Origin of the sequence: Streptomyces fulvoviolaceus, assembly GCF_000718165.1 — a bacterium.
Lineage (GTDB): Bacteria > Actinomycetota > Actinomycetes > Streptomycetales > Streptomycetaceae > Streptomyces > Streptomyces fulvoviolaceus.
In genome coordinates this window covers 273726-295988 of sequence record NZ_JOEY01000002.1, presented here as the reverse complement: position 1 = coordinate 295988, position 22263 = coordinate 273726, and the positions used below count along the sequence as shown (strand labels likewise).

26 protein-coding genes and 1 pseudogene are annotated in these 22263 nt (G+C 69.8%); 15 read left to right on the top strand and 12 right to left on the bottom strand.

Annotated features, from left to right (window positions below; all coding sequences use genetic code 11):
• Positions 1 to 50: 50 nt before the first annotated feature.
• The 3 genes from IG08_RS0103245 to IG08_RS0103235 all read left to right on the top strand — a co-directional run bounded on the left by IG08_RS0103245 (position 51) and on the right by IG08_RS0103235 (position 1802).
• Positions 51 to 599: a helix-turn-helix domain-containing protein gene (locus IG08_RS0103245; RefSeq protein ID WP_030595980.1), complete on the top strand. Its 549-nt coding sequence runs from the start codon at positions 51 to 53 to the stop codon at positions 597 to 599.
• Between the two features lie 77 nt (positions 600 to 676).
• On the top strand, positions 677 to 1336 hold the full coding sequence (locus IG08_RS0103240) for a hypothetical protein (protein ID WP_030595977.1): 660 nt from the start codon (positions 677 to 679) through the stop codon (positions 1334 to 1336).
• A 130-nt stretch (positions 1337 to 1466) separates the two neighbouring features.
• Positions 1467 to 1802: a DUF2516 family protein gene (locus IG08_RS0103235; RefSeq protein ID WP_030595976.1), complete on the top strand. Its 336-nt coding sequence runs from the start codon at positions 1467 to 1469 to the stop codon at positions 1800 to 1802.
• Between the two features lie 99 nt (positions 1803 to 1901).
• Here the strand turns inward: IG08_RS0103235 and IG08_RS0103230 are convergent, their stop codons facing one another.
• From IG08_RS0103230 to IG08_RS0103215, 4 genes are all read right to left on the bottom strand, one after another.
• Positions 1902 to 3209: a PP2C family protein-serine/threonine phosphatase gene (locus IG08_RS0103230; RefSeq protein WP_030595973.1), complete on the bottom strand. Its 1308-nt coding sequence runs from the start codon at positions 3207 to 3209 to the stop codon at positions 1902 to 1904.
• Between the two features lie 276 nt (positions 3210 to 3485).
• Entirely contained in the window at positions 3486 to 4580 is a 1095-nt protein-coding gene (locus IG08_RS0103225; RefSeq protein ID WP_030595972.1) for a C40 family peptidase, read from the bottom strand.
• A 194-nt stretch (positions 4581 to 4774) separates the two neighbouring features.
• A complete protein-coding gene (locus tag IG08_RS0103220; protein WP_030595970.1) occupies positions 4775 to 5569 on the bottom strand; it encodes a class I SAM-dependent methyltransferase in 795 nt (264 codons plus the stop codon).
• A 200-nt stretch (positions 5570 to 5769) separates the two neighbouring features.
• Positions 5770 to 6180: a CPCC family cysteine-rich protein gene (locus tag IG08_RS0103215; protein ID WP_030595968.1), complete on the bottom strand. Its 411-nt coding sequence runs from the start codon at positions 6178 to 6180 to the stop codon at positions 5770 to 5772.
• 202 nt (positions 6181 to 6382) lie between these two features.
• Between IG08_RS0103215 and mshA the strand changes: the two genes are divergently transcribed.
• From mshA to IG08_RS0103200, 3 genes are all read left to right on the top strand, one after another.
• Positions 6383 to 7720 (top strand): D-inositol-3-phosphate glycosyltransferase, encoded by a 1338-nt coding sequence (gene mshA / locus IG08_RS0103210; protein ID WP_030595966.1) that lies wholly within the window; start codon positions 6383 to 6385, stop codon positions 7718 to 7720.
• Entirely contained in the window at positions 7713 to 8213 is a 501-nt protein-coding gene (locus IG08_RS0103205) for a type III secretion system chaperone family protein (RefSeq protein ID WP_030595963.1), read from the top strand. The genes mshA and IG08_RS0103205 overlap by 8 nt, the downstream gene beginning before the upstream one ends.
• 120 nt (positions 8214 to 8333) lie before the next feature.
• A complete protein-coding gene (locus IG08_RS0103200) occupies positions 8334 to 9581 on the top strand; it encodes a GNAT family N-acetyltransferase (RefSeq protein WP_030595961.1) in 1248 nt (415 codons plus the stop codon).
• Positions 9582 to 9620: 39 nt separating this feature from the next.
• Here the strand turns inward: IG08_RS0103200 and IG08_RS0103195 are convergent, their stop codons facing one another.
• The gene (locus tag IG08_RS0103195; protein ID WP_043453037.1) at positions 9621 to 10448 is read right to left on the bottom strand and encodes a helix-turn-helix transcriptional regulator; all 828 of its coding nucleotides are present in this window, start codon (positions 10446 to 10448) and stop codon (positions 9621 to 9623) included.
• 49 nt (positions 10449 to 10497) lie between these two features.
• Between IG08_RS0103195 and IG08_RS0103190 the strand changes: the two genes are divergently transcribed.
• The 3 genes from IG08_RS0103190 to IG08_RS53880 all read left to right on the top strand — a co-directional run bounded on the left by IG08_RS0103190 (position 10498) and on the right by IG08_RS53880 (position 12126).
• A complete protein-coding gene (locus IG08_RS0103190; RefSeq protein ID WP_030595956.1) occupies positions 10498 to 10932 on the top strand; it encodes a DUF2000 domain-containing protein in 435 nt (144 codons plus the stop codon).
• Positions 10933 to 11049: 117 nt separating this feature from the next.
• Positions 11050 to 11643: a hypothetical protein gene (locus IG08_RS0103185; protein ID WP_030595954.1), complete on the top strand. Its 594-nt coding sequence runs from the start codon at positions 11050 to 11052 to the stop codon at positions 11641 to 11643.
• A gap of 84 nt (positions 11644 to 11727) precedes the next feature.
• Positions 11728 to 12126 (top strand): DUF6193 family natural product biosynthesis protein, encoded by a 399-nt coding sequence (locus tag IG08_RS53880; protein ID WP_030595953.1) that lies wholly within the window; start codon positions 11728 to 11730, stop codon positions 12124 to 12126.
• A 55-nt stretch (positions 12127 to 12181) separates the two neighbouring features.
• Here the strand turns inward: IG08_RS53880 and IG08_RS0103175 are convergent, their stop codons facing one another.
• Complete coding sequence (locus IG08_RS0103175; RefSeq protein ID WP_030595945.1) at positions 12182 to 13057, bottom strand: helix-turn-helix domain-containing protein; 876 nt, start codon at positions 13055 to 13057, stop codon at positions 12182 to 12184.
• A gap of 154 nt (positions 13058 to 13211) precedes the next feature.
• Positions 13212 to 13718: an ATP-binding protein gene (locus tag IG08_RS0103170; protein WP_078655420.1), complete on the bottom strand. Its 507-nt coding sequence runs from the start codon at positions 13716 to 13718 to the stop codon at positions 13212 to 13214.
• A 154-nt stretch (positions 13719 to 13872) separates the two neighbouring features.
• On the opposite strand from IG08_RS0103170, the gene IG08_RS0103165 reads away from it, so the two are divergent.
• Entirely contained in the window at positions 13873 to 14748 is an 876-nt protein-coding gene (locus IG08_RS0103165; RefSeq protein WP_030595940.1) for a helix-turn-helix domain-containing protein, read from the top strand.
• Entirely contained in the window at positions 14745 to 14972 is a 228-nt protein-coding gene (locus tag IG08_RS0103160) for a DUF397 domain-containing protein (RefSeq protein WP_030595937.1), read from the top strand. Before IG08_RS0103165 ends, IG08_RS0103160 begins: the two co-directional genes overlap by 4 nt.
• On the opposite strand, the gene IG08_RS0103155 is transcribed toward IG08_RS0103160, so the two are convergent.
• Positions 14916 to 16184: an MDR family MFS transporter gene (locus IG08_RS0103155; RefSeq protein ID WP_030595935.1), complete on the bottom strand. Its 1269-nt coding sequence runs from the start codon at positions 16182 to 16184 to the stop codon at positions 14916 to 14918. The two genes, IG08_RS0103160 and IG08_RS0103155, sit on opposite strands and share 57 nt — an antisense overlap.
• Positions 16185 to 16335: 151 nt before the next feature.
• On the opposite strand from IG08_RS0103155, the gene IG08_RS0103150 reads away from it, so the two are divergent.
• Together IG08_RS0103150 and IG08_RS0103145 are read left to right on the top strand one after the other, a co-directional pair.
• The gene (locus tag IG08_RS0103150; protein ID WP_030595934.1) at positions 16336 to 17097 is read left to right on the top strand and encodes a phosphoglyceromutase; all 762 of its coding nucleotides are present in this window, start codon (positions 16336 to 16338) and stop codon (positions 17095 to 17097) included.
• A gap of 104 nt (positions 17098 to 17201) precedes the next feature.
• Positions 17202 to 17570 carry a hypothetical protein gene (locus IG08_RS0103145; RefSeq protein WP_234342795.1) on the top strand — a complete coding sequence of 123 codons (369 nt, stop codon included), beginning with the start codon at positions 17202 to 17204 and terminating at the stop codon, positions 17568 to 17570.
• A 25-nt stretch (positions 17571 to 17595) separates the two neighbouring features.
• Here IG08_RS0103145 and IG08_RS0103140 read toward each other — a convergent pair.
• Positions 17596 to 18030 (bottom strand): annotated as a pseudogene (locus IG08_RS0103140) (UTRA domain-containing protein); the annotation flags it as partial.
• A 157-nt stretch (positions 18031 to 18187) separates the two neighbouring features.
• Here IG08_RS0103140 and IG08_RS0103135 point away from each other — a divergent pair.
• Positions 18188 to 18601, top strand: coding sequence for a cytidine deaminase family protein (locus tag IG08_RS0103135; protein WP_030595927.1), 414 nt, complete (start codon positions 18188 to 18190; stop codon positions 18599 to 18601).
• Positions 18602 to 18651: 50 nt separating this feature from the next.
• Here the strand turns inward: IG08_RS0103135 and IG08_RS59920 are convergent, their stop codons facing one another.
• A complete protein-coding gene (locus IG08_RS59920; RefSeq protein WP_158812178.1) occupies positions 18652 to 18966 on the bottom strand; it encodes a hypothetical protein in 315 nt (104 codons plus the stop codon).
• 345 nt (positions 18967 to 19311) lie between these two features.
• Between IG08_RS59920 and IG08_RS0103125 the strand changes: the two genes are divergently transcribed.
• The gene (locus IG08_RS0103125; protein ID WP_030595926.1) at positions 19312 to 20970 is read left to right on the top strand and encodes a serine/threonine-protein kinase; all 1659 of its coding nucleotides are present in this window, start codon (positions 19312 to 19314) and stop codon (positions 20968 to 20970) included.
• Between the two features lie 54 nt (positions 20971 to 21024).
• Here IG08_RS0103125 and IG08_RS0103120 read toward each other — a convergent pair whose 3' ends face one another.
• Both IG08_RS0103120 and IG08_RS0103115 read right to left on the bottom strand, forming a co-directional pair.
• Complete coding sequence (locus IG08_RS0103120; RefSeq protein ID WP_030595925.1) at positions 21025 to 21729, bottom strand: hypothetical protein; 705 nt, start codon at positions 21727 to 21729, stop codon at positions 21025 to 21027.
• Between the two features lie 203 nt (positions 21730 to 21932).
• The gene (locus IG08_RS0103115) at positions 21933 to 22184 is read right to left on the bottom strand and encodes an SCO4226 family nickel-binding protein (protein ID WP_030595924.1); all 252 of its coding nucleotides are present in this window, start codon (positions 22182 to 22184) and stop codon (positions 21933 to 21935) included.
• Between the last annotated feature and the right edge of the window lie 79 nt (positions 22185 to 22263).

The following is a 22263-nucleotide window of genomic DNA, read 5'->3' as shown; positions in this document are numbered from 1 at the left end:
TTGCAAGCAGGTGCTTGCAATAGTTAGCGCGGGTGGTGCAAAGTAGGGGCATGGCATCGCTCAACGTCGGCAATCTCGGTGAGTATCTGCGTGAACAGCGGCGTACTGCGCAGCTGTCGCTCAGGCAGCTCGCCGATGCCGCCGGGGTGTCCAACCCGTATCTGAGCCAGATCGAGCGCGGGCTGCGCAAGCCGAGCGCGGAGGTGCTGCAGCAGGTCGCCAAGGCCCTGCGGATCTCCGCCGAGACGCTGTACGTGCGGGCCGGGATTCTCGATGCCGAGCGGGACCGGGACGAGGTGGAGACACGTGCGGTCATCCTCGCCGATCCCACGCTGAACGAGCGGCAGAAGCAGGTGCTGCTCCAGATCTACGAATCCTTCCGCAAGGAGAACGGATTCGAGGTCGCCCCGGCGGACGCGGCTCCCGCTCAGAGCGACGGTGCGGCGGACGTTCCTGACAACGACGTTCCTGACGACGATGTTCAGGACACCCCCGCACCCGGCCCCCGCACGAAACGAACGGCCGGCGGCAAGACCGCCAAGCGCCGTCCCCGTACGACCGACGGCAGCGACGCCGACCCGCAGCAGTCAGCCGGTTGAGAGACCACTCGACGACCGGCCGGCCGACCGCGGACCCCAAAACCCTCAGCCCAAAGCGATCCGGGAGGACCGTCACCATGGCCATCACCGACGACCTGCGCAAGACCTTCAGCGACCCGACCCCGCTCTACTTCGCCGCCGGCACCGCCGATCTGGCCCTCCAGCAGGCCAAGAAGGTGCCCGGCATCGTGGAGCAGCTGCGCGCCGAGGCCCCGGCCCGTATCGAGGCCGTCCGCGGCACCGACCCCAAGGCCGTGCAGGAGAAGGCCGCCGCCCGCGCCAAGGAGGCCCAGACCAAGGCCAAGGAGGCCCAGGAGAGCATCCAGGCCAAGGTCGGCGAGTTCATCAGCACCCTCGACGGTGACATCAAGAAGCTCGGCACCACCCTCGACGCGGACCTGAAGAAGATCGGCGAGAGCGCCCAGGACTTCGCCCTGCGCAGCGTCGGCGTCGCCGCCGAGTACGCCGTCAAGGCCCGCGAGACCTACGAGAAGGTCGCCGAGCACGGCGAGCAGACCGTGAAGACCTGGCGCGGCGAGGCCGCCGAGGAGATCGAGGAACTGGCCGTGGCCGTCGAGCCGAAGGCCGAGCCCGTCGAGGTCAAGGAGGAGGCGCCGGCCCCGAAGCCCGCCGAGGCCAAGGCCGAGCCCGCCCCGGCCCCGGCGAAGAAGACGACCGCCAAGAAGACCACGGCGCGCAAGACCACCGCCAAGAAGACGACCCCGCCCGCCAAGTAACACCAGGCAGGCACAGAACGGGCCGGGCACTTACCGAGTGCCCGGCCCGTTGTGCGGGTAGTGGGCTTGCGGAAACGGGTACGGTGACCGCGTAGAGGACAAGCCGAGTCGGGTGGTGGACGTTGTGCTGATGCAGGGGTTCGCAGGCTTCATGTGGCTGCTGAGCATGGGCCTTCTCGCTTTCAGCGCCTTCGCGCTGATCGACGCCGCCATCCGTCGCGACGACGCCTATCGCGCGGCCGACAAGAAGACCAAGCCGTTCTGGCTGATCATCCTCGGGATCGCCGTCGTGGTGAACGTGCTCTTCGGCGTCATGTCGTTCCTGCCGATCATCGGCCTCATCGCGACGATCGTGTACATGGTCGACGTACGGCCCGCCCTGCGCGGCCTCCCGGGAGGCGGCCGCAGCCGCAAGGGCGGCTCCAGCAGCGACGGTCCCTACGGCCCGTACAACGGCGGACGGTAAGCGAGCGCCCCTTAAGGGGCGCGGGGAACGGCGCGACCAGCCCCCACCGGCCCGCAGATTCGTCACCGCGCTTCCGGCTCAGCCCAGCCCAGCGGAGCGCTACGGCGTCCGGTCCAGCAACAGCACCGCCACGTCGTCCGTCAGCTCGCCGCCGTTCAGTTCCCGCACCTCGTGCACCGCGGCCCGCAGCAGCTGCTCGCCGCGCAGGCCCTCGGAGAGCTGCCGGCGGACCATCTCCACCATGCCGTCCTGCCCGAGCCGCTCCCGTCGGCCCTCGCCGGCGTGGCCCTCGATCAGGCCGTCGGTGTAGAGCATCAGGCTCCACTCGGAACCCAGCTCCACCTGCATCCGCGGCCAGCGCGCGCCGGGCAGCAGACCGAGGGCGGGGCCGTTGTTGTCGTAGGGCAGGAGCTTGGCCTGCCTGCCGGGGCGGGCGATCAGCGGGGACGGGTGACCGGCGAGGCACAGGCCCGCGCGGCGGCCGTCGGGGGCGATGTCCACCGTGCAGAGGGTCGCGAAGATCTCGTCGTCCGCGCGCTCGTGCTCCAGGACCTGCTGCAGGGTGCCGAGGAGCTCGTCGCCGCACAGCCCCGCCAGCGTCAGCGCCCGCCAGGCGATGCGCAGCTCCACGCCGAGTGCCGCCTCGTCGGGGCCGTGCCCGCAGACGTCGCCGATCATCGCGTGGACCGTGCCGTCGGGGGTGCGGACGACGTCGTAGAAGTCACCGCCGAGCAGCGCGCGCGAGCGGCCGGGGCGGTAGCGGGCTGCGAAGCGGAGGGAGGAGCCCTCGAGGAGCGGGGTGGGCAGCAGGCCGCGCTCCAGGCGGCGGTTCTCCTGGGCCCGTACGCGGCCCTCGGCGAGCCGTCGCTCGGCCGTGTCGGAACGTTTCCTCTCCACCGCGTACCGGATCGCCCGGCTCAGCAGCCGACTGTCCAGTTCGTCCCGGAAGAGGTAGTCCTGGGCGCCCACGCGCACGGCCTCCGCGCCGCGTTCGGAGTCGCCGGACGCGGTCAGCGCGAGGACGGCGTGCCGGGGCGCGAGCTCCAGGACATGCCTGAGTACGGCGAGCTCGTCGTCGTCCGCGGGCCTGCCGGAGGCAGGCAGCGTGAGGTCCAGCAGGATGCAGTGGACGTCGTCGGTGAGCAGCCGCTCGGCCTCGGTGAGGTTGCGGGCGGTGCGGACACGGATCGGCTTGCCGGCCGCGTCGAGCATCTCGGGCACGACCGTGGAGCCGCCCGGATCGTCCTCGATCACCAGCAGGGTCAGATTGGTGGTGGCGGCGTTGGTGTCGACCGTGGCTTCCTTGCGCGGGGTCTCTTCCTTGGAAGGGCCGTCCTGGTGGACGGCCGGCGCCTGACCACTCTCCACGGCCGGGATCGCTCTCTGCCGCGGTATGGGTACGGGCATCGTCTTGGTTCCTTCCCTCCCCCCGAGGGCACGGCGGGGCGAGGGACCTCGATCCACCGACGGGGACCATAGCGGGTAAGCGTCCCCTAGAGGAATGGTGTGAGACACGCCGCTTGGAGGCTGGCCGCTGTCATATGCCGCGATCCGTAACGCAGTTGGACAGGTCGGGGGGTGGGACGGGATGACGAACGTCACTTCCGGCGGGGGTTTGATGCCGGGTCCGCGTGCGGTGGGTCACATGAGCGGGGTCACGCGCTCCGCGGCAATTGTCCGGGATCACGCATCCGGCCTGACCACCGCGAGGATCGGCATCGACCCCGCCCCGGCGATCGTCACCGTCCGCCCGGGCCGCGGGGCGTGCACGATCGCGCCGTCGCCCAGGTACATCCCGACATGGCTCGCGTCGTCGAAGTAGATGATCAGGTCGCCGGGCCGCATGTCCTGCACGTCGACGCGGGTCAGCTGCTGCCACTGCTGCTGCGAGGTGCGCGGGATGGGCCGGCCGGCGCTCGCCCAGGCCTGTGAGGTCAGGCCGGAGCAGTCGTACGAGTTCGGGCCCTCGGCGCCCCATACGTACGGCTTGCCGATCTGCGCGGTCGCGTACTCGACGGCCTGCTTGCCCTGTTCGGACGCGGTGGCGTCGATCTCGTCGAGGATCCCGGAGTCCAGCCAGGCGGTCTGGGCCTGGTGGGCGGCCTGTTCCTCCAGTTCGGCGAGGCGCTCCTTCTCCTCCTTCTCCAGCTGGGACTCGAGTTGCTCGGCCGCCGCGATCTGCTTCTTGATCTTCTTCTTGGCGGCCGCCTTCGCCTCGCGGCCCGCCTCCAGCTTCTTCCACTGGGTGGAGGCGTCCGCGGCGTACTGCTTCAAGTCCTGCTGGGTGCGGGCCATTTCCGCGAGCAGGCCCTTGGTGGCGCGCTGGCCCTGGAGCAGCCGGCCGGTGTCGTCGAGGAAGTCCTGCGGGTCGTTGCCGAGCAGCAGATGGGCCTCGTCCGGCAGCCCGCCACCGCGGTACTGGGCGGCGGCCGCGGCGCCCGCGCGGTCCTTCAACTCGTCCAGTTTCTCCTGACCCTTGACGATCTTCCCGGCCAGCTCGACGATCTCGGCGGACTGCTTCTCGGCCTTCTCCTCGGCGGCGTTGTAGGCGTCGGTGGCGACGGCCGCGTCGTGGTAGAGCGTGGCGAGCTTCTCGCGTACGGCCTCAAGGTCCTTGTTCGTCACGGGAGTCGAGGAGGCGGAAGAAGAGGCGGAAGCGGAGGGGGTCGGTGTGGGGGTTCTCGCGGACGCGAACGCCGCGCCGGGTGCGGTCAGTACCGTGACTGCGCCGACCACGGTCACGGCCGTCGCGAGCAGACCGCGCTTGCCCGTTCCCATACCCCTGCCCCCATATCTGATTTACCGTCAGTAACTTACGGTGCTCGGGGGATCGTGCCACGGAGCGGCGCAAAGCGACAGACCTAGTGCTTCCCCCCTTTCCGCCCCCGCATGAAGATCTCCCCGCCTTTGTGACGAACGACTCACGGAGATCGTTCCCCGCAGGTCAGCCCCGGGGAGATTCAGGGGAAGAGTCACCCGCGCGGTGCCAACGCCTCCCACGCCACCGTCACTTCACCCTGCCGCCACCGCCCCGGCCCGTCGGCCACCGGCCAGTGGGCCGTCAGGTCCCGCACCGCCCGGATCCACCGCTGCCGGGCGCCGTACGAGGCGTAGGGCGCGGCGGCCGCCCAGGCGCGGTCGAAGTCGCGCAGGAAGGCATGCACCGGTTCGCCGGGGACGTTGCGGTGGATCAGCGCCTTCGGCAGGCGCTCGGCGAGGTCCGAGGGCCGCTCCAACGAGCCCAGCCGGGCCGCGAAGGTGACCGTCCGCGGGCCCTCGGGCCCGAGCGCGACCCAGACGTGCCGGCGCCCGATCTCGTCGCAGGTCCCCTCGACGAGGAGCCCGGTCGGTGCGAGCCGCGCGCACAGCCGTGCCCATACGGCGGCGACCTCGGCCTCGTCGTACTGCCGCAGCACATTGGCTGCGCGAATCAGCAGCGGACGCTCGGCGACCGGGATCTCGAACCCGCCGTGCCGGAAGACGAGCCCGTCCCGCTCGTACGGTTTCGCGGCCGCGACCCGGGCCGGTTCGATCTCGACGCCGACCACGCGCGCGTGTGGTGCCTCCTCGCGGAGCCGGCTGAGCAGCTCTACGGCTGTCCACGGGGCGGCGCCGTAGCCAAGGTCGACGGCGACCGGATCGGTCGCGCGCCGTAGCTCGGCACCGTGCGTGGCCGCGATCCAGCGGTCCATGCGGCGCAGCCGGTTGGGGTTGGTGGTCCCGCGCGTGACCGTCCCCAGGGGGCGGGGCGCTGCGCGGGCTGTCATGGGTACGAGGGTATCCCCGCCGCCCCTACCCGTCCCGTCCCTGGGGGCTGCGCCCCCAGACCCCCGCTTCGGCCCTGAAGGGGCCTCGTCCTCAAACGCCGGACGGGCTGAAAAACTCAGCCCCTCCGGCGTTTGAGGAGCGGGGTCTGGGGCGGAGCCCCAGAAGGATGGGACGGGAAGGGGCGGCGGGGGCGAAAACATCACACGCCGGACGGGCTGGATCGTGCCGTCCGGCGCCAGTAAGCGGGCCGCCAGTAGTACAGGCCCGTGAGGTCGTCCGGATACGGCGTGTCGGTGAACCGTTCCTCGAAGGGGTCCAGCGCCGGGTCGGCGGGGCGGAAGCCGGGGTCCAGCGGCTCGTCGGCCCTGGGCGGACGGACGTAGCGCTTCATGTCCTCGGTGACCGCGCCGATCCGCCGGAAGTTGGCCTGCGCCTCGAACAGGTTCAGGCCGTGGTTGGGGCCGAAGCCGCACCAGGGGTAGCGGAGCTGGGTGGAGTCCTCCTCCCAGTAGCAGACAGGGCAGATCTCGTATGCCCACAGCTCGCCCAGCGTCCGGTGGCCGCAGCACGGGCAGGGCAGCCACTCCACGATCTCCTCGGTGCCTGTCATGCCCGTGATCCTAGGAACGCCCAGCCCCGCCGCCCACCGAATTCCCGACGCACCCGAACCCCGAACAGTTGAGCGACCCCCGGTAATGCCTCGGCAAAAATCGCCGCCCCCGGAATGGGAACCCCTCCCTCCGGCGTTGCACCCCCTTGGAGGGCGCTCTACATCCTCCGTCCGGCATGCCCGCTGCAAGGAGGAACGCGACGTGAGCCAGTACGTCAGCAGGCTCGGGCGTCGCTCCCAGGCAACGCCCCCGCGGCTCAGGCTGCATCGCCGCCCCCGCCGCGTCGCCATGCTCTCCGTGCACACCTCACCGCTCCACCAGCCGGGCACCGGCGACGCCGGCGGCATGAACGTCTACATCGTGGAGCTCGCGCAGCGCCTCGCCGCGATCAACATCGAGGTCGAGATCTTCACGCGCGCGACGACCGGCGGCCTCCCCCCGACCGTCGAACTCGCGCCCGGCGTCCTCGTCCGGCACATCGACGCCGGCCCCTACGAGGGCCTCAACAAGGAGGACCTCCCCGCCCAGCTCTGCGCCTTCACACACGGCGTGATGCAGGCCTGGGCCGGTCACCGGCCCGGCTACTACGACCTCGTCCACTCGCACTACTGGCTCTCCGGCCACGTCGGCTGGCTCGCCGCCCAGCGCTGGGGCGCCCCCCTCGTACACGCCATGCACACCATGGCCAAGGTCAAGAACGCCAACCTCGCCGACGGTGACACCCCCGAGCCCGCCGCCCGCGTCATCGGCGAGACCCAGATCGTCGCCGCCGCCGACCGCCTCATCGCGAACACCGCCGATGAGCGCGAGGAACTCGTACGGCACTACGCCGCCGACCCCGCCAAGGTCGCCGTGGTGCACCCCGGAGTGAACCTCGACCGCTTCCGCCCGGCGGACGGCCGGGCCGCGGCCCGAGCCCGCCTGGGCCTCCCGCAAGACGCCCTGATCCCGCTCTTCGCGGGCCGCATCCAGCCCCTGAAGGCCCCGGACATTCTCCTCCGCGCGGTGGCGGTGCTGCTCGACGAGCGCCCCGAGCTGCGCTCCCGCCTCCTCGTCCCGGTCGTCGGCGGCCTCAGCGGCAGCGGCCTCGCCAAGCCCGAGGGCCTGCAGAAGCTGGCCTCACGGCTCGGCATCGCGGATGCCGTACGGTTCCACCCGCCCGTCGGCCAGGAGCAGCTCGCCGACTGGTTCCGGGCCGCGTCCGTGCTGGTCATGCCCTCCTACAGCGAGTCCTTCGGCCTGGTCGCCATAGAGGCCCAGGCGGCCGGCACCCCGGTGCTCGCGGCGGCGGTGGGCGGCCTTCCGGTGGCGGTGCGGGACGGCCGTACCGGATTCCTCGTACGAGGGCACGATCCCGCCGCCTACGCGCGCGTGCTGCGCGACTTCGCCGACGAACCCACGCTCACGCCCCGCATGGGCGAGGCCGCCGCCCGGCACGCCCAGTCCTTCGGCTGGGACACCGCGGCCGCCGCGACGGCGGACGTCTACACGGCCGCGGCCCAGGCGTACCGGCGTCGCGTACGCTCCCACCATGGGTGACGCACAGAAGGCAGCGCAGGTCATCGAGGGTGTCCTGAAGGACGCCGAGCTGGAGTGGGAGAGCCCGGCGGCCGGCAATTACGTGGTGCAGCTCCCCGGCACCCGCAAGCTGAAGACCACCGTCTCCCTCCTCGTCGGCCGTCACTCCCTCTCCCTCAACGCCTTCGTCATCCGCCACCCCGACGAGAACGAACCCGGCGTCCACCGCTGGCTCCTGGAGCGCAACCTCAAGCTCTACGGCGTGAGTTACGCCGTGGACCGGCTCGGTGACGTCTACGTCGCCGGCAAGCTCCCCCTCGCCGCCGTCACCGCCGACGAGATCGACCGCCTGCTCGGCCAGGTCCTGGAGGCGGCGGACGGCAGCTTCAACACCCTCCTGGAACTCGGTTTCGCCTCCGCGATCCGCAAGGAGTACGAGTGGCGGGTGTCCCGGGGCGAGCCGACGCGGAACCTGGACGCGTTCGCGCATCTGACGCGGCGGTCGGAGGACTGACCCCGGGGCCGAGTTGTGCTGTGAGCGGCCGTAATTCGTTTGACCTGACCACCTGTCAACGCTGCACTGTGCGGGGCGCCACGGGTCGTGGTGCCGGTATCCAGGGAGGCAGCGGCAGCAATGGAGATCCGTCCCACGACCGACCAGGACTTCGACGTCTTCGTCGACACACTTCATGCCGCGTTCGGGCGCTTCCCGGAAACCCCGAACGAGGGCGGCGGCGGGGTCTGGTGGGCGGCGCTCGAAATGGACCGCGGCCTGCTCGCCCTGACGGCGGACGGGCGGCCCGTCGGCACCGCCGCCGCGTATTCCTTCGAGCTCACCCTGCCCGGTGAGACCCTCGTCCCGGCCGCCGGGGTGACCGCCGTCGGCGTCCTGCCCTCGCACAGACGCCAAGGCGTGCTCAGCGCGATGATGCGGCATCAGCTCACCGAGGTGCGGGCCCGAGGGGAGTTCCTCTCCGTACTGCTGTGCACCGAGGCCCTGATCTACCGCAGGTTCGGCTACGGACCGGCGACCTACACGGCCCAGCTGACGGTGCCGCGCCACCGGGGCGCTCTCACCCTTCCCCGGGCGCGCGGAACGGCCGACGCCCCGGCAACCGGCTCGGACACGGGCACGGGCACGGGCACGATCGAGGTGCTGCGGCGTGCCGAGTGCGGCGAGATCCTGGAAGAGGTCTACGACCGGTACCGCCGCGCACAGCCCGGCGCGCTGTCCCGGCCGCACCGCTGGTGGGCGGTGGGCGCGGGGCAGCCCCCGATCTCTCCGGCGCCGCGCTACGTCGCCGTCCATCGTGACGCCGACGGCGTCCCGGACGGGTACGCCAGCTACTCGATGGGCGAGTCCGAAACCCTGACGGTCGACGAGACCATCGCCACCGACGACGCCGTGTACACGGCCCTGGCCCGATTCGTGCTGGGCCACGACCTGGTCGCCAAGGTCGTGTTCAAGCACGTCCCGCACGACCACCCGCTGCGCTGGCAGCTCGCGGACTTCCGCGCCGGTGAGGTGAGCGGCGACATGGACTGGCTATGGGTGCGGCTGCTGGACGTGCCACGTGCGCTGACCGCGCGCGGCTGGTTCACGGACGGCGAGCTCGTCCTCGACGTCGACGACCCGTTCCTCGGTGAGCACGGCCGCTACCTGCTCACCGTCCGGGACAACAAGGCCGACTGCGTCCCCACGGACCGGGAGCCCGACCTTTCCCTGGACGTCAGTGATCTGGGCTCGATCTACCTCGGCGGCACCGCCCCGAGCACGCTCGTGCGCGCCGGACACATCCGGGCCCACAACCCGGACGCAGCCACCCTCGCCGACGCACTCTTCCGCGCCGAACGCTCCCCGCACTGCCTGCACTGGTTCTGACGGCGGGTTTGCCGAACCCGGCCAACCGCCCGTCGCCGCTCACCGGACGGACGGCTTCACGGACGGCTTCCGCGCATAGCGTCCCGGAGTGACCCCCACCAACTTCCGGAAGTGCCGCGTGAGATGGGACTGGTCGAAGAATCCGGTCGCCGCGGCCACGTCGCCCGGCGGCCGCCCCTCCAGCAGCAGCCGCCGGGCCCGGTCGACGCGCCGGGAGTTCAGATACTGGTGCGGCGCGATCCCGTAAGCCCCGCTGAACGCCCGTACAAGATGGGCCGGATGGGCCTGCACCAGCCCCGCTGCCGCCTCCAGCGAGAGCCCCTCGACGACGCGTTCGTCGAGGAGTTCGCGCAGCCGGCGGGCGAGGGCGGGATCGGGGCGCGAGGGCTGTGCGTCGAGCCGAGGCCGCAGCAACGCCCGCACCCGGTCGCCGATCAACGTCAGCCGGCTCTCCGCCTCCAGCTCTTCGCCGGGCCGGGTGAGCGCCGTGTGCAACTGCCCGACCCGCAGCCGCAGTACGGGATCCCGCAGATCGGGGCCGTCGACGGCGGGCCCGATGAGGTCGTCGGTGAGGTGGGTGTCGTCGAGGTACAGAACCCTCTTGCGGAAGCCGTCCGGGGTGGCGGGCGACCCGTTGTGCGGGACGTGCGGCGGCAACAGCGACACGGTGTCGCCCGGCGTGCCGTGCTCATGCCGGTCGAGGTCGTACCGTACGGCGCCGTCGTCCACGATGAGCAGCGTCCATGCCTCGTGGACGTGCATCGGGTAGGCGTACTCGGTGAAGTGGGCGTGGAAGACCTCGACGACGCCTGGGACGGCGGGGCGCCAGGCGGTGACTTCCTGCCGGGACGCTGTTTTGGCCGCCATGCAAAGAACGTACAAGACGGTGTCGTACGACGGTCGGCAGTCTCGGGGTATGAGCAGCACGAGTACTGAACCCATCCGTTTCGACACCAAGATCGCTGTCCTGCTGAGGGAGGACCTGGAGCCCTGGCAGCGACTCAACGTCACCGCGTTCCTCGTGAGCGGCCTCGGTACGGCCGTCCCCGAGGTGATCGGCGAGCCGTACGAGGACGCCGACGGCGTGCCCTACCTGCCGATGTTCCGCCAGCCGGTAATGGTCTTCGAGGGCACGAAGGAGACGCTGACGACGGCCCACGCGCGCGTGCTGTCCCGCTCACTGCCGTGCGCGCTCTTCACGAGCGACCTGTTCACGACGGGCAACGACCGCGACAACCGGGCGGCGGTACGGGCGGTGGGGACGGCGGAGTTGGACCTGGTGGGGATCGCGGTGTACGGGCCGAAGAACGCGGTGGACAAGGTGATGAAGGGGGCACGGATGCATCCGTGACGGTCAGGTGTGACCGAGCAAAGCGGACGGCGTTGCCGAGATCACCTGCCAGGAATTCGAGTCGACTTGGGCCACTGCGCGAGAGATCCTCGACGCGGATCGTACCGAGGAGACGAGTTGATCACGGAGTACCAGCAGAAGCTGCGCGAGCGCTACATCGCCGCCACCGTCATGCCCGCTCCCGAGCCGTGGCAGCCGGTGCTGGACCGCAGGACCCCCATCGGGGGTCTGCTTGGCATCGGATTCGCCGTTCATCCCGACAGCGGTCACGACCTCGTCATGGTCGTGTCCAGCGACGGCCATGGACTCGTCGACGCGGTCACTGGCGAGAAGATCTCCCGCGACCGGGATCCTGACCCCGAAACGAGCACCCCCGACGCCCACCCGGACCTCGCCTGCCCCGGGCTCGGCCCGATCGCAGGAGCCCCGGTGCGCATCGCCGGGCTCTTCGGCGGCGGCCTGCACAGCACCACACCGGACGGCTGGACCCTGGATGTCGTCAGCCCCGAATGGCCCCACGACCGCGTCATCCTCTCCGCCGACGGAGGGTCCCACAAAGGTCTGGCGGGAGGGACGTGGTGGCACATCTTCCACTCCGAGTACTCAGAACTCCGCGCAGCCGGGTTCTCTCCCTCCGGCCTGACCCTGGCGGTCGCCACCAGCAGTGACCTCACTCTCTGGACCCGGCCTGCGCTCCACTTCGACGACTGAGCGGACAGCGGGACACCACGCGAGAGGAAGGCAGACGGATCGGGCCGAACCAGTTCTGCCCAACGACGGGGATGATGTGTCGCTATGGACACAACGCCCCCGAGCCAGGGCCTCGTCGAAGCAGGTTGGCAGAAGGTTCGCGCGGACGGGCGGGTCCGCCCGGAACTGCTCGAAGCGGCCTACGCCGAACCCCGCCTGCGCCAGTTGTTCCCCTGGACGGGAATGGGAGAGCTGCACTTCAGCCGCTGCACAGGGCAGCGGTGGACGTGGGACATTCCCTACATCCAGCCCGCGGCGAGAGGCGAATACTGGGTCTCCGGACCCCTGCGCAGCGAGTCCGTGGGCCCAGCTGCAACGCCGGAACAGGCCGTCACGATGGTGGTCGAACGCCTCCCTCCCGGCTGCGGACCTGCCATCGTCGGAACCCCTGAAGAACTCGCCATCCATGAAGCCGCAGCCCTGTCCGTCACCTCTGAGCCCTAGGACACCGGCCACTCCACGAACTGACCCTCACCGGTTCCAACTACCGTGTCCCGGCTCAGCCTGCACGGCAGTCCCCCAAGCTAAGCGGCAGGTTGCCCGCCGAGTCGGTTCGGCAGTCGCGGCAGCGGCCGGGTGCGGGAGCGCGGAAGGCGCGTTCGCAGCCGTCGCAGGTCTGGAGCGGGTGCTGGACCGGTGGTGGTGCTGCGGGCGCGCGGTACGGGAGCAGTGGCGGCAGCTGGGCGGTCAGGCGGTGGGCCAGGAGGGCTGCCGGGCGGCACAGGGGGTCCGGGAGATCCGTCGTCAGGGCTTGGCGTACGGCGGTGGAGGTGACCTCGCGTTCCAGCCAGGCGGCGACGCCGGGGGCGAGGTGGGCCGTGTCGCAGGTGGAGAGCAGCAGGCGGGAGTCGTGGCGGCGGAGGCCGGCGAGGAGGTCGGTGGCCTGCTGGAGGAGCGTGGGGTGGGGGTACGACGGTTGCGGGACGGCGGGGAGGGCCTTCTTGCGGGGCTCCTGCTGTCTCTTGGGGCGTGTGGGCCCGTGCTCTTCGGCCGCCCGCCGCTGGTGGCCGGGCTGGTTGCAGGAGATGGTGCGGGTGACGATGCGGCCGCCGGGGGTGCGTTTGCGTTCGCGGCGCAGGTAGCCGTGGGTTTCCAGTTCGCGCAGGGCGGCGGCGATACGGGTCGTGCCCTCGGGGAAGCGGGCGGCGAGGGTCTTGATGTCGACGCGGGCGCCCTTGGGTAGCGACTGGATGTGGCAGCCCAGCCCGATCGCGAGTCCCGACAGCGATGGGTGCTGGGCGAGGTGGTTGCCGATCACCGTGAAGCGGGTGGCGTGGCGGGTGTGGTCGTGTTCGAGGCCACCCGCGTGGGGGTGGTTTTTGCCCGCGATACGGGACTGGGCGCGCGAGGGCGCGCTAGGGTTTTGGATATCCATCGGGAAGTCTAGGGTTTCTTCCTTGGTGGTGAGGCCCTCGCATTGGGATGCCAGTCCCGGCGAGGGCCGTTGTATGTCTGCTGCATGTCTGCGGTTGTGTCGCGCTGAGCGTAGAGCAAGCAACCGGGCCGAAATCCAGCTGAGTTGGTGATGTTCACTCGCGAGGGTGAGGCAGCGCTGCGAGCGGGAGGGAGGGGTGGGGTTTGGTGGGGTTCTTTCCCTCTCGTGTTTCTTGGGGAAGATCGCCCCTGGCACCGGAGCACGGGTTTCTGAAGTCCGGTGGGAGTACGACTTCGGCCCACACGGTCTTACGAGGACGCAGTCCCGGCGTGACACCCCAGCGGTCGGCGAGCGCGTCCACGAGGAGGAGTCCGCGCCCCGACTCGGCATCGGAGGCAGGGTGTTGTGGATGCGGCACGCGGTCGTCGCGAGTGTCCGTGACCTCGATACGGAGGGTGCCGCCGACGACGTAGAGCGTGAGTCGGAAGTCGCGCCCCGGGACCTTGCCGTGCGTGACGGCGTTGGTGGCCAGTTCCGCCACGATGTGCTCCGCCGGATCCAATGGGAGTCCCCAGCCGCGGAGTTGCTCCGTCGCGAGCAGACGGGCGAGACGGGCTCCGCGGGGTGTGGGGGAGAGCTGGGCGCTGAAGTTGAGGATCACGTCACTCAGCGTGGCCGCGTGTGCCTACCGTGAACAGTGACGACGCTGTTGCGTAGAGCGACTGTCCAGGGCTTGTCCAGAGGTGTCCAGGCTGTCCAGAGGGTGCGTACGGGTAAGGGCGTCGCAGCACGGTCGTACGACGGAGGGGTGCGGGATGTCGGTGGACGGCGAGGCGGTACGGCTCAAGACCGAGGCGGACGAGCCGGGTTGGGAGGTGGACCCGGACGACGACTGGGGTCTGGCGGTGATCGCCACCGTGGGACGGCAGTTGAGGCTGCGGCGGGAGGCCGTGGGGATGCGGGTGCCCGACTTCGGGGCGGCGGTCGGGTACGGCGACGACTTGGTCTACAAGATCGAGGCGGGGAAGCGGATTCCCCGGCAGGAGTATCTGGACAAGGCCGACGAGGTGCTGGATGCGGGCGGGCTCATCGTGGCTACGTGGGAGGACGTGAAGAGGGTCCGGTATCCGAAGAAGGTGCGGGATCTGGCTGCGATGGAGGCCAAGGCGGTGGAGATCGGGGTGTATGTGTGCAGCAGCATCCCGGGCCTGTTGCAGACAGCGGAGCATGCACGGGCCTTGTTGGAGTCGTGGCAACCGGCCTATGCCCCGGAGGACTTGGAACGGCGGGTGGCTGCTCGCATGGCCCGGCAGTCCATCTTCGAGCGGTCGCCCGCTCCTGCCCTGGCCTTCGTCCTGGAAGAGGCGACGCTGCACCGCAAGGTTGGAGGGACAATGGTGCGGCGACAGCAGTTCGAACGCCTGCTGGAGGTGGGACGGTTGAGCAACGTCACGCTTCAGGTGATGCCGTTGGACAGCACGCCGCATCCCGGTATGAGCGGGAGGATCGAGCTGCTCAAGTTCGAGGACGGCACCGCAGTCGGGCGTTCCGACGGCGCGTTCAACGGCCGTCCGGTCTCGGACCTGAGGGAGCTGCGCATCCTTGAACTGCGGTATGGCACCATCCGGGCTCAGGCTCTTCCACCAGGGGAGTCGCGGGCCCTCATCGAGCAACTGCTGGGAGAAACATGATCCGCAAGTCCACTGCCGGTGGCGCCTCCGAACTGGCGTGGTTCAAGAGCAGCTACAGCGATGGCCCCGACGGCGACTCCTGCGTCGAGGTGGCCACCACCCCCGCCACCATCCACATCCGCGACTCCAAGTTCCGTACCGCCACCACCGGCCCCCGCCTCGCCCTCTCACCCCACGCTTGGGCCGACTTCCTGCCCTTCCTGCCGTACGCGTCCGAGGGGTGAGGTCGGCTCCTCGGCCGGAAGGTGCCGCATGAGGGCGCCGTACCCGATCGCGGCGACCGTGCCGACGACCGCGCACAGCCCCCACAGCCACGCCGTGCCGAACCGGTCGATGACGAAACCGGACATGAGGGGTGCGACGAGGGCCGCGGCGGACCAGGACAGGGTGTACATGCCCTGGTAGCGGCCGCGCCCCCGGGTGGGGGAGAGGCGGACGACGAGGCCGGTCTGGGTGGGCGCGTTGATCATCTCGCCGAGGGTCCACACGCACACGGTGAGGGCGATGAGGCCGACGGACCCGGCGAAGGCGGTGAGCCCGAAGCCGTATCCGGCGAGCAGGGACGAGACGACGAGCAGCCGCTTGGGATCCCGATGCTGGATGAACCGGGTCACAGGGATCTGCAGCGCGACGATCAGCACGCCGTTCACGGCGATGGCCATGCCGTAGTCGGCGGGCGTGAACCCGGCGTTGCCCATGGCCACCGGCAGCCCGATCGACCCTTGCTGGAAGATCAGCGCGACGAGGAAGGACAGCCCGACGACGCTCATGAACCGCCGGTCACGCAGGACGGTGCCGAGGCCGACGTCGTCCGTGGCTTCCTCGGCGTTTTTGTTGAGACTCGGCCGGGACTCGGGCAGCTTCAGGAAGACGACGACCGCGCAGACGGCAGTCATCCCGGCCTCGATGAGGAAGCCGGCGAGATAGCTGTAAGCGGCGATGAACCCGGCACCCATCGACGAGACGGCGAAGCCGAGGTTGATGGCCCAGTAGTTGAGGGAGAAGGCGCGCACCCGGTCCTCGGGCCGCACGATGTCGGCCATCATCGCCTGGACGGCGGGCCGCGAGGCGTTAGACGCCATCCCCACCAGGAACGCGACGCCGGCGATGGCGACGGGGTGATGCATGAAGCCGAGGAGCGCGACGGAGGCGGCGGTGCCCGACTGGGCGATGAGCAGAGTGGGCCGCCGCCCGAGCCGGTCGGTCATGACTCCGGCCCCGATGGACGAGACGACCCCGCCGAGGCCGTGAAGTGAGGCGACGAGACCGGCGTAGGAGGCGGAGTACCCACGGTCGAGGGTGAGATACAAAGCCATGAAAGTCGCGACAAAAGCCCCAAGCCGGTTGACGAGGGTGCTGGTCCAGAGCCACCAGAACTCGCGGGGAAGCCCGGAGACGGTCTCGCGGGCGGCGCGTCTCAGGGTGGCGAGTGGCATGGTGGATCCCCCGGGGTGTAAGAGTCTCTGATTGCTGGCACACCTTACGGAGATGATGTCGGCGAGGGCCACTCAATTAACAGATCCGGTCAACCGTCCGGCAGCCGGGCAGACGCGCACGCGACCAAAAGCTTGGATTACGCTCATACGCATGGCCGACGCACCGTACAAGCTGATCCTCCTCCGCCACGGCGAGAGCGAGTGGAACGCGAAGAACCTGTTCACCGGCTGGGTGGACGTCAACCTGAACGAGAAGGGCGAGAAGGAGGCAGTCCGCGGTGGCGAGCTCCTGAAGGACGCCGACCTTCTCCCCGACGTGGTCCACACGTCCCTCCAGAAGCGCGCGATCCGCACCGCGCAGCTTGCCCTGGAGTCCGCGGACCGCCACTGGATCCCGGTCCACCGCTCCTGGCGTCTGAACGAGCGCCACTACGGCGCTCTCCAGGGCAAGGACAAGGCCCAGACCCTCGCGGAGTTCGGCGAGGAGCAGTTCATGCTCTGGCGCCGCTCGTACGACACCCCGCCCCCGGAGCTGGAGGACGGCACGGAGTTCTCCCAGTCGGGAGACCCCCGCTACGCCTCCATCCCCCCGGAGCTGCGCCCCCGCACGGAGTGCCTGAAGGACGTAGTCGTCCGCATGCTCCCGTACTGGTACGACGGCATCGTCCCGGACCTCCTGGCGGGCCGCACGGTCCTGGTCGCCGCCCACGGCAACAGCCTCCGGGGCCTGGTCAAGCACCTGGACGGCATCTCCGACGAGGCGATCTCCGGCCTGAACATCCCGACGGGCATCCCCCTGTCCTACGAACTCGACGCCGACTTCAAGCCGCTGAACCCGGGCGGCACTTACCTCGACCCGGACGCGGCCGCGGCGGCGATCGAGGCGGTCAAGAATCAGGGCAAGAAGAAGTAAGCAGAGCTGAAGAAGCCCCCTACCTGCGCTTTTCCGTCAGGAGGGGGCTCTTCCATGCCCCTTCAGGGCAGATGAATGTCAGACCCGTCCGGCAGGATCTGCTCATGTTGATTGCGACGAACGCCCGGGGGCATGTGGTGAAGCGCCCTTCGAAGCCGGCGATAGGCGCCATGCTCGCCAACCTGCGGCGCGACAAAGAGCACATGGTCGTTGAGCGACAGGACGAGGGGCTTGCAGGTGACTGGTACATCCAGGTCCTGCTGCGCGACAACAACACCTACCAACTGGAGTACCGGGATGGTGTCGCCGCGGAGCACTACCAGACGCAAACCGTCTCGCAGGAGAAGGTGTTGAGGGCACTTCTCGGCTGGGCGGCCGACAGACCTGACTGGCGGGAGCACTTCATGTGGAACAACATCAGCTCCATGTTTGAGCCGACCGCTCCTGAGGACGCGGACGAGCCCACCGCGTAGTGCCACCTCGCTCCCGATCGCGCGATCACGTCGCCGGGAGCTGGTACGACAGGACGTACGCGTCCGCCGCCATCACGGTGTCGCAGACCTCGACGGCCCGCCCTTCGGTGTCGTACGCGGTCCGGATCAGGTGGATGACGGGCACGCCGGAGGCCAGTCGGAGCGTCTTGCCCTCGGTGGGGGAGGGCATCCGGGCGCGGATCTCTTCTTTGAAGTGGTCGAGGCGGGCGTAGATGCCGCCGGGTCCGGGATTGGGCTCGGCGATGGCGGTGCCGCGCGCGATGTCGAGGGGCAGATAGGAGGTGGCGAACTCGACCGGCCGCCCGTCGAGCAGATACCGGCGCCGCCGGGCCAGCACCCGTCGTACGGCACCAAGTCGGGCGGAGACGTCCCGGCCGGCTTTCTCCTCCTTCACCTCCAGGCTGTCGACCTGGGGGTGACCGCCCGCGGCGTCGGCCTCCCTTGGCACCCAGACGTAACCCCAGTAGCTAGTGCCGCATCAAAGAACCAAACGAGTACGCGTCCGCGAGATCGATGACGACGAGGGGCTGCGCCTGTTGCGGATCATCCGCGTCAGTCGGGTCAACGTCGCCTGACACCTGACGAAGGCAGAGAAGATGACCACGCAGATTCACCACGTCGACCACGAACTCGTCCAGGCCGCGGCGCACGTCGCGCGCACTCGTTGTCGGGGTGACAACCACACCATGGCGGCCGCGGGTCGTGCCCAGGGCGGCCGGATTGTCACGGCGGTGAATGCCTACCACTTCACGGGTGGTCCCTGCGCCGAGCTGGTTCTCATCGGTGCGGCAGCCGCCCAGGGTGTCTACGAGCTGGACACGATCGTCGCCGTGGGGGACCGCGACCGGGGGGTTGTTCCTCCGTGCGGCCGGTGTCGGCAGGTCCTTCTCGACTACTTCCCCGCCCTCAAGGTCATCGTCGGCGAAGGCGACCGCGTCCGAACCGTCCTCATCACCGACTTGCTGCCCGAAAGCTACGTCTGGGCCGACCACCAGCTCGACGCCGAGTAGACCGCGTCACTCTGCACGAGACCGCCAAGCCCCGACCAGCACGATCGCGGCTAGAAGACATGCCGGTTCTCCATGCAGATCTTCGACGCGTTGTACTCGGCCAACGTCATCCGATACCGGTGCACCTGCGCCGTCATCCAGACACCCCACAGCAGCCCGCCCAGCGCCACCAGCAGGCCGTAGCCCACTACGCTCGTCGCCGCCAGATACACGCCGGCCACCACCATCAGGACTCCCAGCCACTGCCGGACGTCCGGCGCGTCCGGCGGAGCGAGCCTGGCCTTGTTCGGCGACTCTGCGGGCAGGTCCTCCCAGTAGCCGCGTAACCGATAGACCGTAGTGCCACCACACCGCTGACATGGCATCCCCAACACCCCCGAAAAACCCCGCAGTTGAAGCCACGAGGGTCCACGGAATGGCAGGCTCCAGCAAGGAAATGGGGGCGCGCGGGAAGATCGTGCAACACAGAAGGGGCGGGAGAGAAGTAAGGCGAAATCCTGCCCGTTGGGTGGCGGGTGGGGATTGGGGCTCCAACTTGGTGCAGATCGGGGCGTTTTCATGCCATGGCTCCTCTCCGGGTCCTCAGTCGTCCCAGCTCTGACCAGCCGTCACAGGACAACCTTTAGGCTGCTGATGTTGGCCAGCTCATAGGGCCAGGGGATCAGGGGACCGGGGGACCGGGGGACCGGGGCATCAGGGGGATGGGACCGATGGACAACGCGACCGAGGTGTTCCAGCCACTTCAGGCGGACGATCCACCCGTCGTGGCCGGTTACCGCCTCGCCGCCCGGCTCGGCGCCGGTGGCATGGGGCGGGTCTACCTGTCGCATACGCAGGGCGGACGGCCCGTGGCCATCAAGGTGGTGCGGCCGGAGCTCGCCGACGATCCGGACTTCCGGCGGCGGTTCAGCCGGGAGATCAAGGCGGCCCGGCGGGTCCGTGGTGCGTACACCGCCGAGTTGATCGATGCCGACGCGGACGGTGTGCCGCCCTGGCTGGCCACGGTGTACGTCCCCGGGCCGTCCCTCGCAGAGGCCGTCGCCCGGCGTGGACCGCTGCCCGTGCCGGCCGTGCTGTGGCTGATGGCGGGGGTGGCCGAGGCGCTGCAGGCCATCCACGGTGCGGGCATCGTGCATCGGGACCTGAAGCCGTCGAACGTGCTGTTGGCCGCCGACGGGCCGCGCGTGATCGACTTCGGTATCTCGCTGGCCTCCGACATCACCTCGAACACGGCCACCGGATCCGCCATCGGCACGCCCCAGTTCATGGCCCCCGAGCAGGCGACCGCGGGTGAGGTCACGTCGGCGACCGACGTCTTCGCGCTCGGTCAGACGGCGGCCTTCGCCGCACTGGGCGGGCCGCTGTACGGCGACGGTCCCGCGGCCACCGTGCTGTACCGGATCGTGCACTCGGAACCCGACCTGTCCCCGCTGCCCGAGCAGATCCGTCCGCTGATCGCCCGGTGCCTGGCCGCCGATCCCGCGGAGCGGGCCACCCTGGCCGAGGTCGTCGAGTGGTGCCGGCAGCGGCTGGGTCCGGACGCCGACGCGGGTGCGGGGCCGGCCGTGTGGCGGGAGATCGCGGGGGCGGAGGCGACGATTCCGGCTCCGGTTCCGGCTCCGGTTCCCGACCCCACTCCGGCCCTCGACCCCACCCCGGTGCACACGCTGCCCTTGATCGCGCCGCCGCAGGTGACGGTGGCGGAGAGGCCGCGCACCCGCCGCAGACGCGTCGCGCTGATCACGGTCGCCGCCGTGACCGCGGGCGCGCTGCTGCTGGCGGGCTTGATATGGACGGCCGTAGAAGGGGCGGACCGGCTCCTCCACCAGGACACGGCCACGTCCTCGACGCCGGATACGACAGCGTCCGCACGGTCGTCGGCGTCCTCATCCTCGTCCGCTTCCGCGGCGGGATCCGAGTCGACCTCAGGGACCGGCGGCGGTGCACCGGAGACATCGAGTCCCTCCTCGACAGCCGCCACCACTCCGCTCCCCGAGGCGTTCAGCGGAGTCATGCTGACCAAGAAGAACTCGGTGAGCATCAAGGAGCCGCCCGAGCGCGACAACCGCAAGGGTGACATCCGCTTCGTCTGCGAATACGTCGGGTGCTCGTTGGAGAGCGACACCAGCGTGATCAGCCTGCTGTACAGCAAGCCGGGTGCCACCCTCGACTCGTGCCGGTTCGCCCTGACCGGCGCCAAGGATCACGACCTCCCGCTGGCCGCGGTGGCGGCCGGCAGCGAGATCTGCGTCAAGGACCCCTCCGGGAACATCGCGCTGTTCGTGGTCCAGGTGAAGTCGACCGCGCTGTGGGACACCCCCGGGATCAGCTTCCTGACCGCGGACATGACGGTCTGGCGGGCGGCCTAAGTCGGCCCAGGCGGTGTCCCGGTGTCGCACACCGCTGACCCGACCAACTCGCCCTCAATCACCCGGAGTCCGCAGATCCGCCAGCCACGTCCTCCACACACGCCGCGTGTTCGGGATCTCCGGGTGGTCGAGGAGCCAGAGCACGTAACCCGCATGGAGCCGTGCCCACGGGTTCTGTGAGTTCCGGGACCAGGCGAGTCGGTCGCGCAGGTCGGGGCCGTCCACGGCGCGGGCCACGCGTACGTACTCGCGGTCCTTGCAGCGATACGCCCGCTGGACCACGAGATCGACGAGGTCGACGAGCTTCGCTCGCAGCTGGGGATCACCGGAGGCGGTCGCCAACTGCCGTATCAGGGACTGTTTTACGCCCCACAGCTTCGCGTGCTCTGTCCACTCCTGTGGATAGCGGGCCTCCCACTCCAGGTAGAGCACCGCGAAGGGCAGACCCGGCCACGTGCTGATGTCGGAGGGGAGGGGCCTGGCCCACAGGGCCTCCGGCAGGGAACGGCTCGCGGCCTCTGTGTTGGCCTCTTGCGCGGCTGCCCGCTTCCGGGCCGAGAACGGGAGCTGCCAGGCTGCGGGGTACCAGACCTCGTTGTAGCGGGCGGTCGCGGCCTGGGCTCCCGCGCGGGCACGGTCCAGGCGGGCGAGGGCGACGGTGCGTTCGGTGGGGTCCGGTGCGATCAAGCCGTACGCCCATGCCAAACGCTCGTTCCACCCGCGGGCGTCGTCGACGCCCGGGACCGCCTCCTTCGTCATGCGACCGATCATCCACGGATCGGTGCCCCGGCGCGATAAAAATAAAGCCCCGGATTCGGTCAAACGCACTGCTGCTCTGCCGCCATCACTTACGGCCGAAAAGGCAACACCGCGTAGGCGCCCGTCAGTTGTGCGGGCGGGCGAAGGCCATCCCCTGCACTTCGCCCGACCTTCCCTGGTGGCGGGACCGACTACGAGGCCGGTCACGCGATCGTCAGCGGGACCTCGTGGATCTCGTCCGCCCTGTGGCCCGCGCGTTCGTGGATGCGCTGGACCGCGTCGGCCGAGGGGGCCTCGGAGAGGCAGTAGATGATCCCGGCCTGCGGGTCCGCCCAGGCGCGCTCGAAGTGCACGCCCTCTTCCTTCTCTATGGCGAGGTCGGCCTGGTGGGCCTGCTTCAGCTGGTCGGCCGTGATGCCCTGCATCCCGTGGTGCACGTCCATGAAACGAGACATGGTCTCGCACCTCCCGTCCTTCCGGTTTCCTCCGTACCTCCTTCCATGCTGCGCCTCACGCCCCACCTGGGCGACCGCA

Bases quoted from the DNA above. Each gene is read 5' to 3' on its own strand.
- IG08_RS0103245 (WP_030595980.1), top strand. From the start codon at position 51: ATGGCATCGCTCAACGTCGGCAATCTCGGTGAGTATCTGCGTGAACAG.
- IG08_RS0103240 (WP_030595977.1), top strand. From the start codon at position 677: ATGGCCATCACCGACGACCTGCGCAAGACCTTCAGCGACCCGACCCCG.
- IG08_RS0103235 (WP_030595976.1), top strand. From the start codon at position 1,467: ATGCAGGGGTTCGCAGGCTTCATGTGGCTGCTGAGCATGGGCCTTCTC.
- IG08_RS0103230 (WP_030595973.1), bottom strand. From the start codon at position 3,209: ATGCCCGTACCCATACCGCGGCAGAGAGCGATCCCGGCCGTGGAGAGT.
- IG08_RS0103225 (WP_030595972.1), bottom strand. From the start codon at position 4,580: ATGGGAACGGGCAAGCGCGGTCTGCTCGCGACGGCCGTGACCGTGGTC.
- IG08_RS0103220 (WP_030595970.1), bottom strand. From the start codon at position 5,569: ATGACAGCCCGCGCAGCGCCCCGCCCCCTGGGGACGGTCACGCGCGGG.
- IG08_RS0103215 (WP_030595968.1), bottom strand. From the start codon at position 6,180: ATGACAGGCACCGAGGAGATCGTGGAGTGGCTGCCCTGCCCGTGCTGC.
- IG08_RS0103205 (WP_030595963.1), top strand. From the start codon at position 7,713: ATGGGTGACGCACAGAAGGCAGCGCAGGTCATCGAGGGTGTCCTGAAG.
- IG08_RS0103200 (WP_030595961.1), top strand. From the start codon at position 8,334: ATGGAGATCCGTCCCACGACCGACCAGGACTTCGACGTCTTCGTCGAC.
- IG08_RS0103195 (WP_043453037.1), bottom strand. From the start codon at position 10,448: ATGGCGGCCAAAACAGCGTCCCGGCAGGAAGTCACCGCCTGGCGCCCC.
- IG08_RS0103190 (WP_030595956.1), top strand. From the start codon at position 10,498: ATGAGCAGCACGAGTACTGAACCCATCCGTTTCGACACCAAGATCGCT.
- IG08_RS53880 (WP_030595953.1), top strand. From the start codon at position 11,728: ATGGACACAACGCCCCCGAGCCAGGGCCTCGTCGAAGCAGGTTGGCAG.
- IG08_RS0103175 (WP_030595945.1), bottom strand. From the start codon at position 13,057: ATGGATATCCAAAACCCTAGCGCGCCCTCGCGCGCCCAGTCCCGTATC.
- IG08_RS0103165 (WP_030595940.1), top strand. From the start codon at position 13,873: ATGTCGGTGGACGGCGAGGCGGTACGGCTCAAGACCGAGGCGGACGAG.
- IG08_RS0103160 (WP_030595937.1), top strand. From the start codon at position 14,745: ATGATCCGCAAGTCCACTGCCGGTGGCGCCTCCGAACTGGCGTGGTTC.
- IG08_RS0103155 (WP_030595935.1), bottom strand. From the start codon at position 16,184: ATGCCACTCGCCACCCTGAGACGCGCCGCCCGCGAGACCGTCTCCGGG.
- IG08_RS0103150 (WP_030595934.1), top strand. From the start codon at position 16,336: ATGGCCGACGCACCGTACAAGCTGATCCTCCTCCGCCACGGCGAGAGC.
- IG08_RS0103145 (WP_234342795.1), top strand. From the start codon at position 17,202: ATGTTGATTGCGACGAACGCCCGGGGGCATGTGGTGAAGCGCCCTTCG.
- IG08_RS0103135 (WP_030595927.1), top strand. From the start codon at position 18,188: ATGACCACGCAGATTCACCACGTCGACCACGAACTCGTCCAGGCCGCG.
- IG08_RS59920 (WP_158812178.1), bottom strand. From the start codon at position 18,966: ATGCCATGTCAGCGGTGTGGTGGCACTACGGTCTATCGGTTACGCGGC.
- IG08_RS0103125 (WP_030595926.1), top strand. From the start codon at position 19,312: ATGGACAACGCGACCGAGGTGTTCCAGCCACTTCAGGCGGACGATCCA.
- IG08_RS0103120 (WP_030595925.1), bottom strand. From the start codon at position 21,729: ATGACGAAGGAGGCGGTCCCGGGCGTCGACGACGCCCGCGGGTGGAAC.
- IG08_RS0103115 (WP_030595924.1), bottom strand. From the start codon at position 22,184: ATGTCTCGTTTCATGGACGTGCACCACGGGATGCAGGGCATCACGGCC.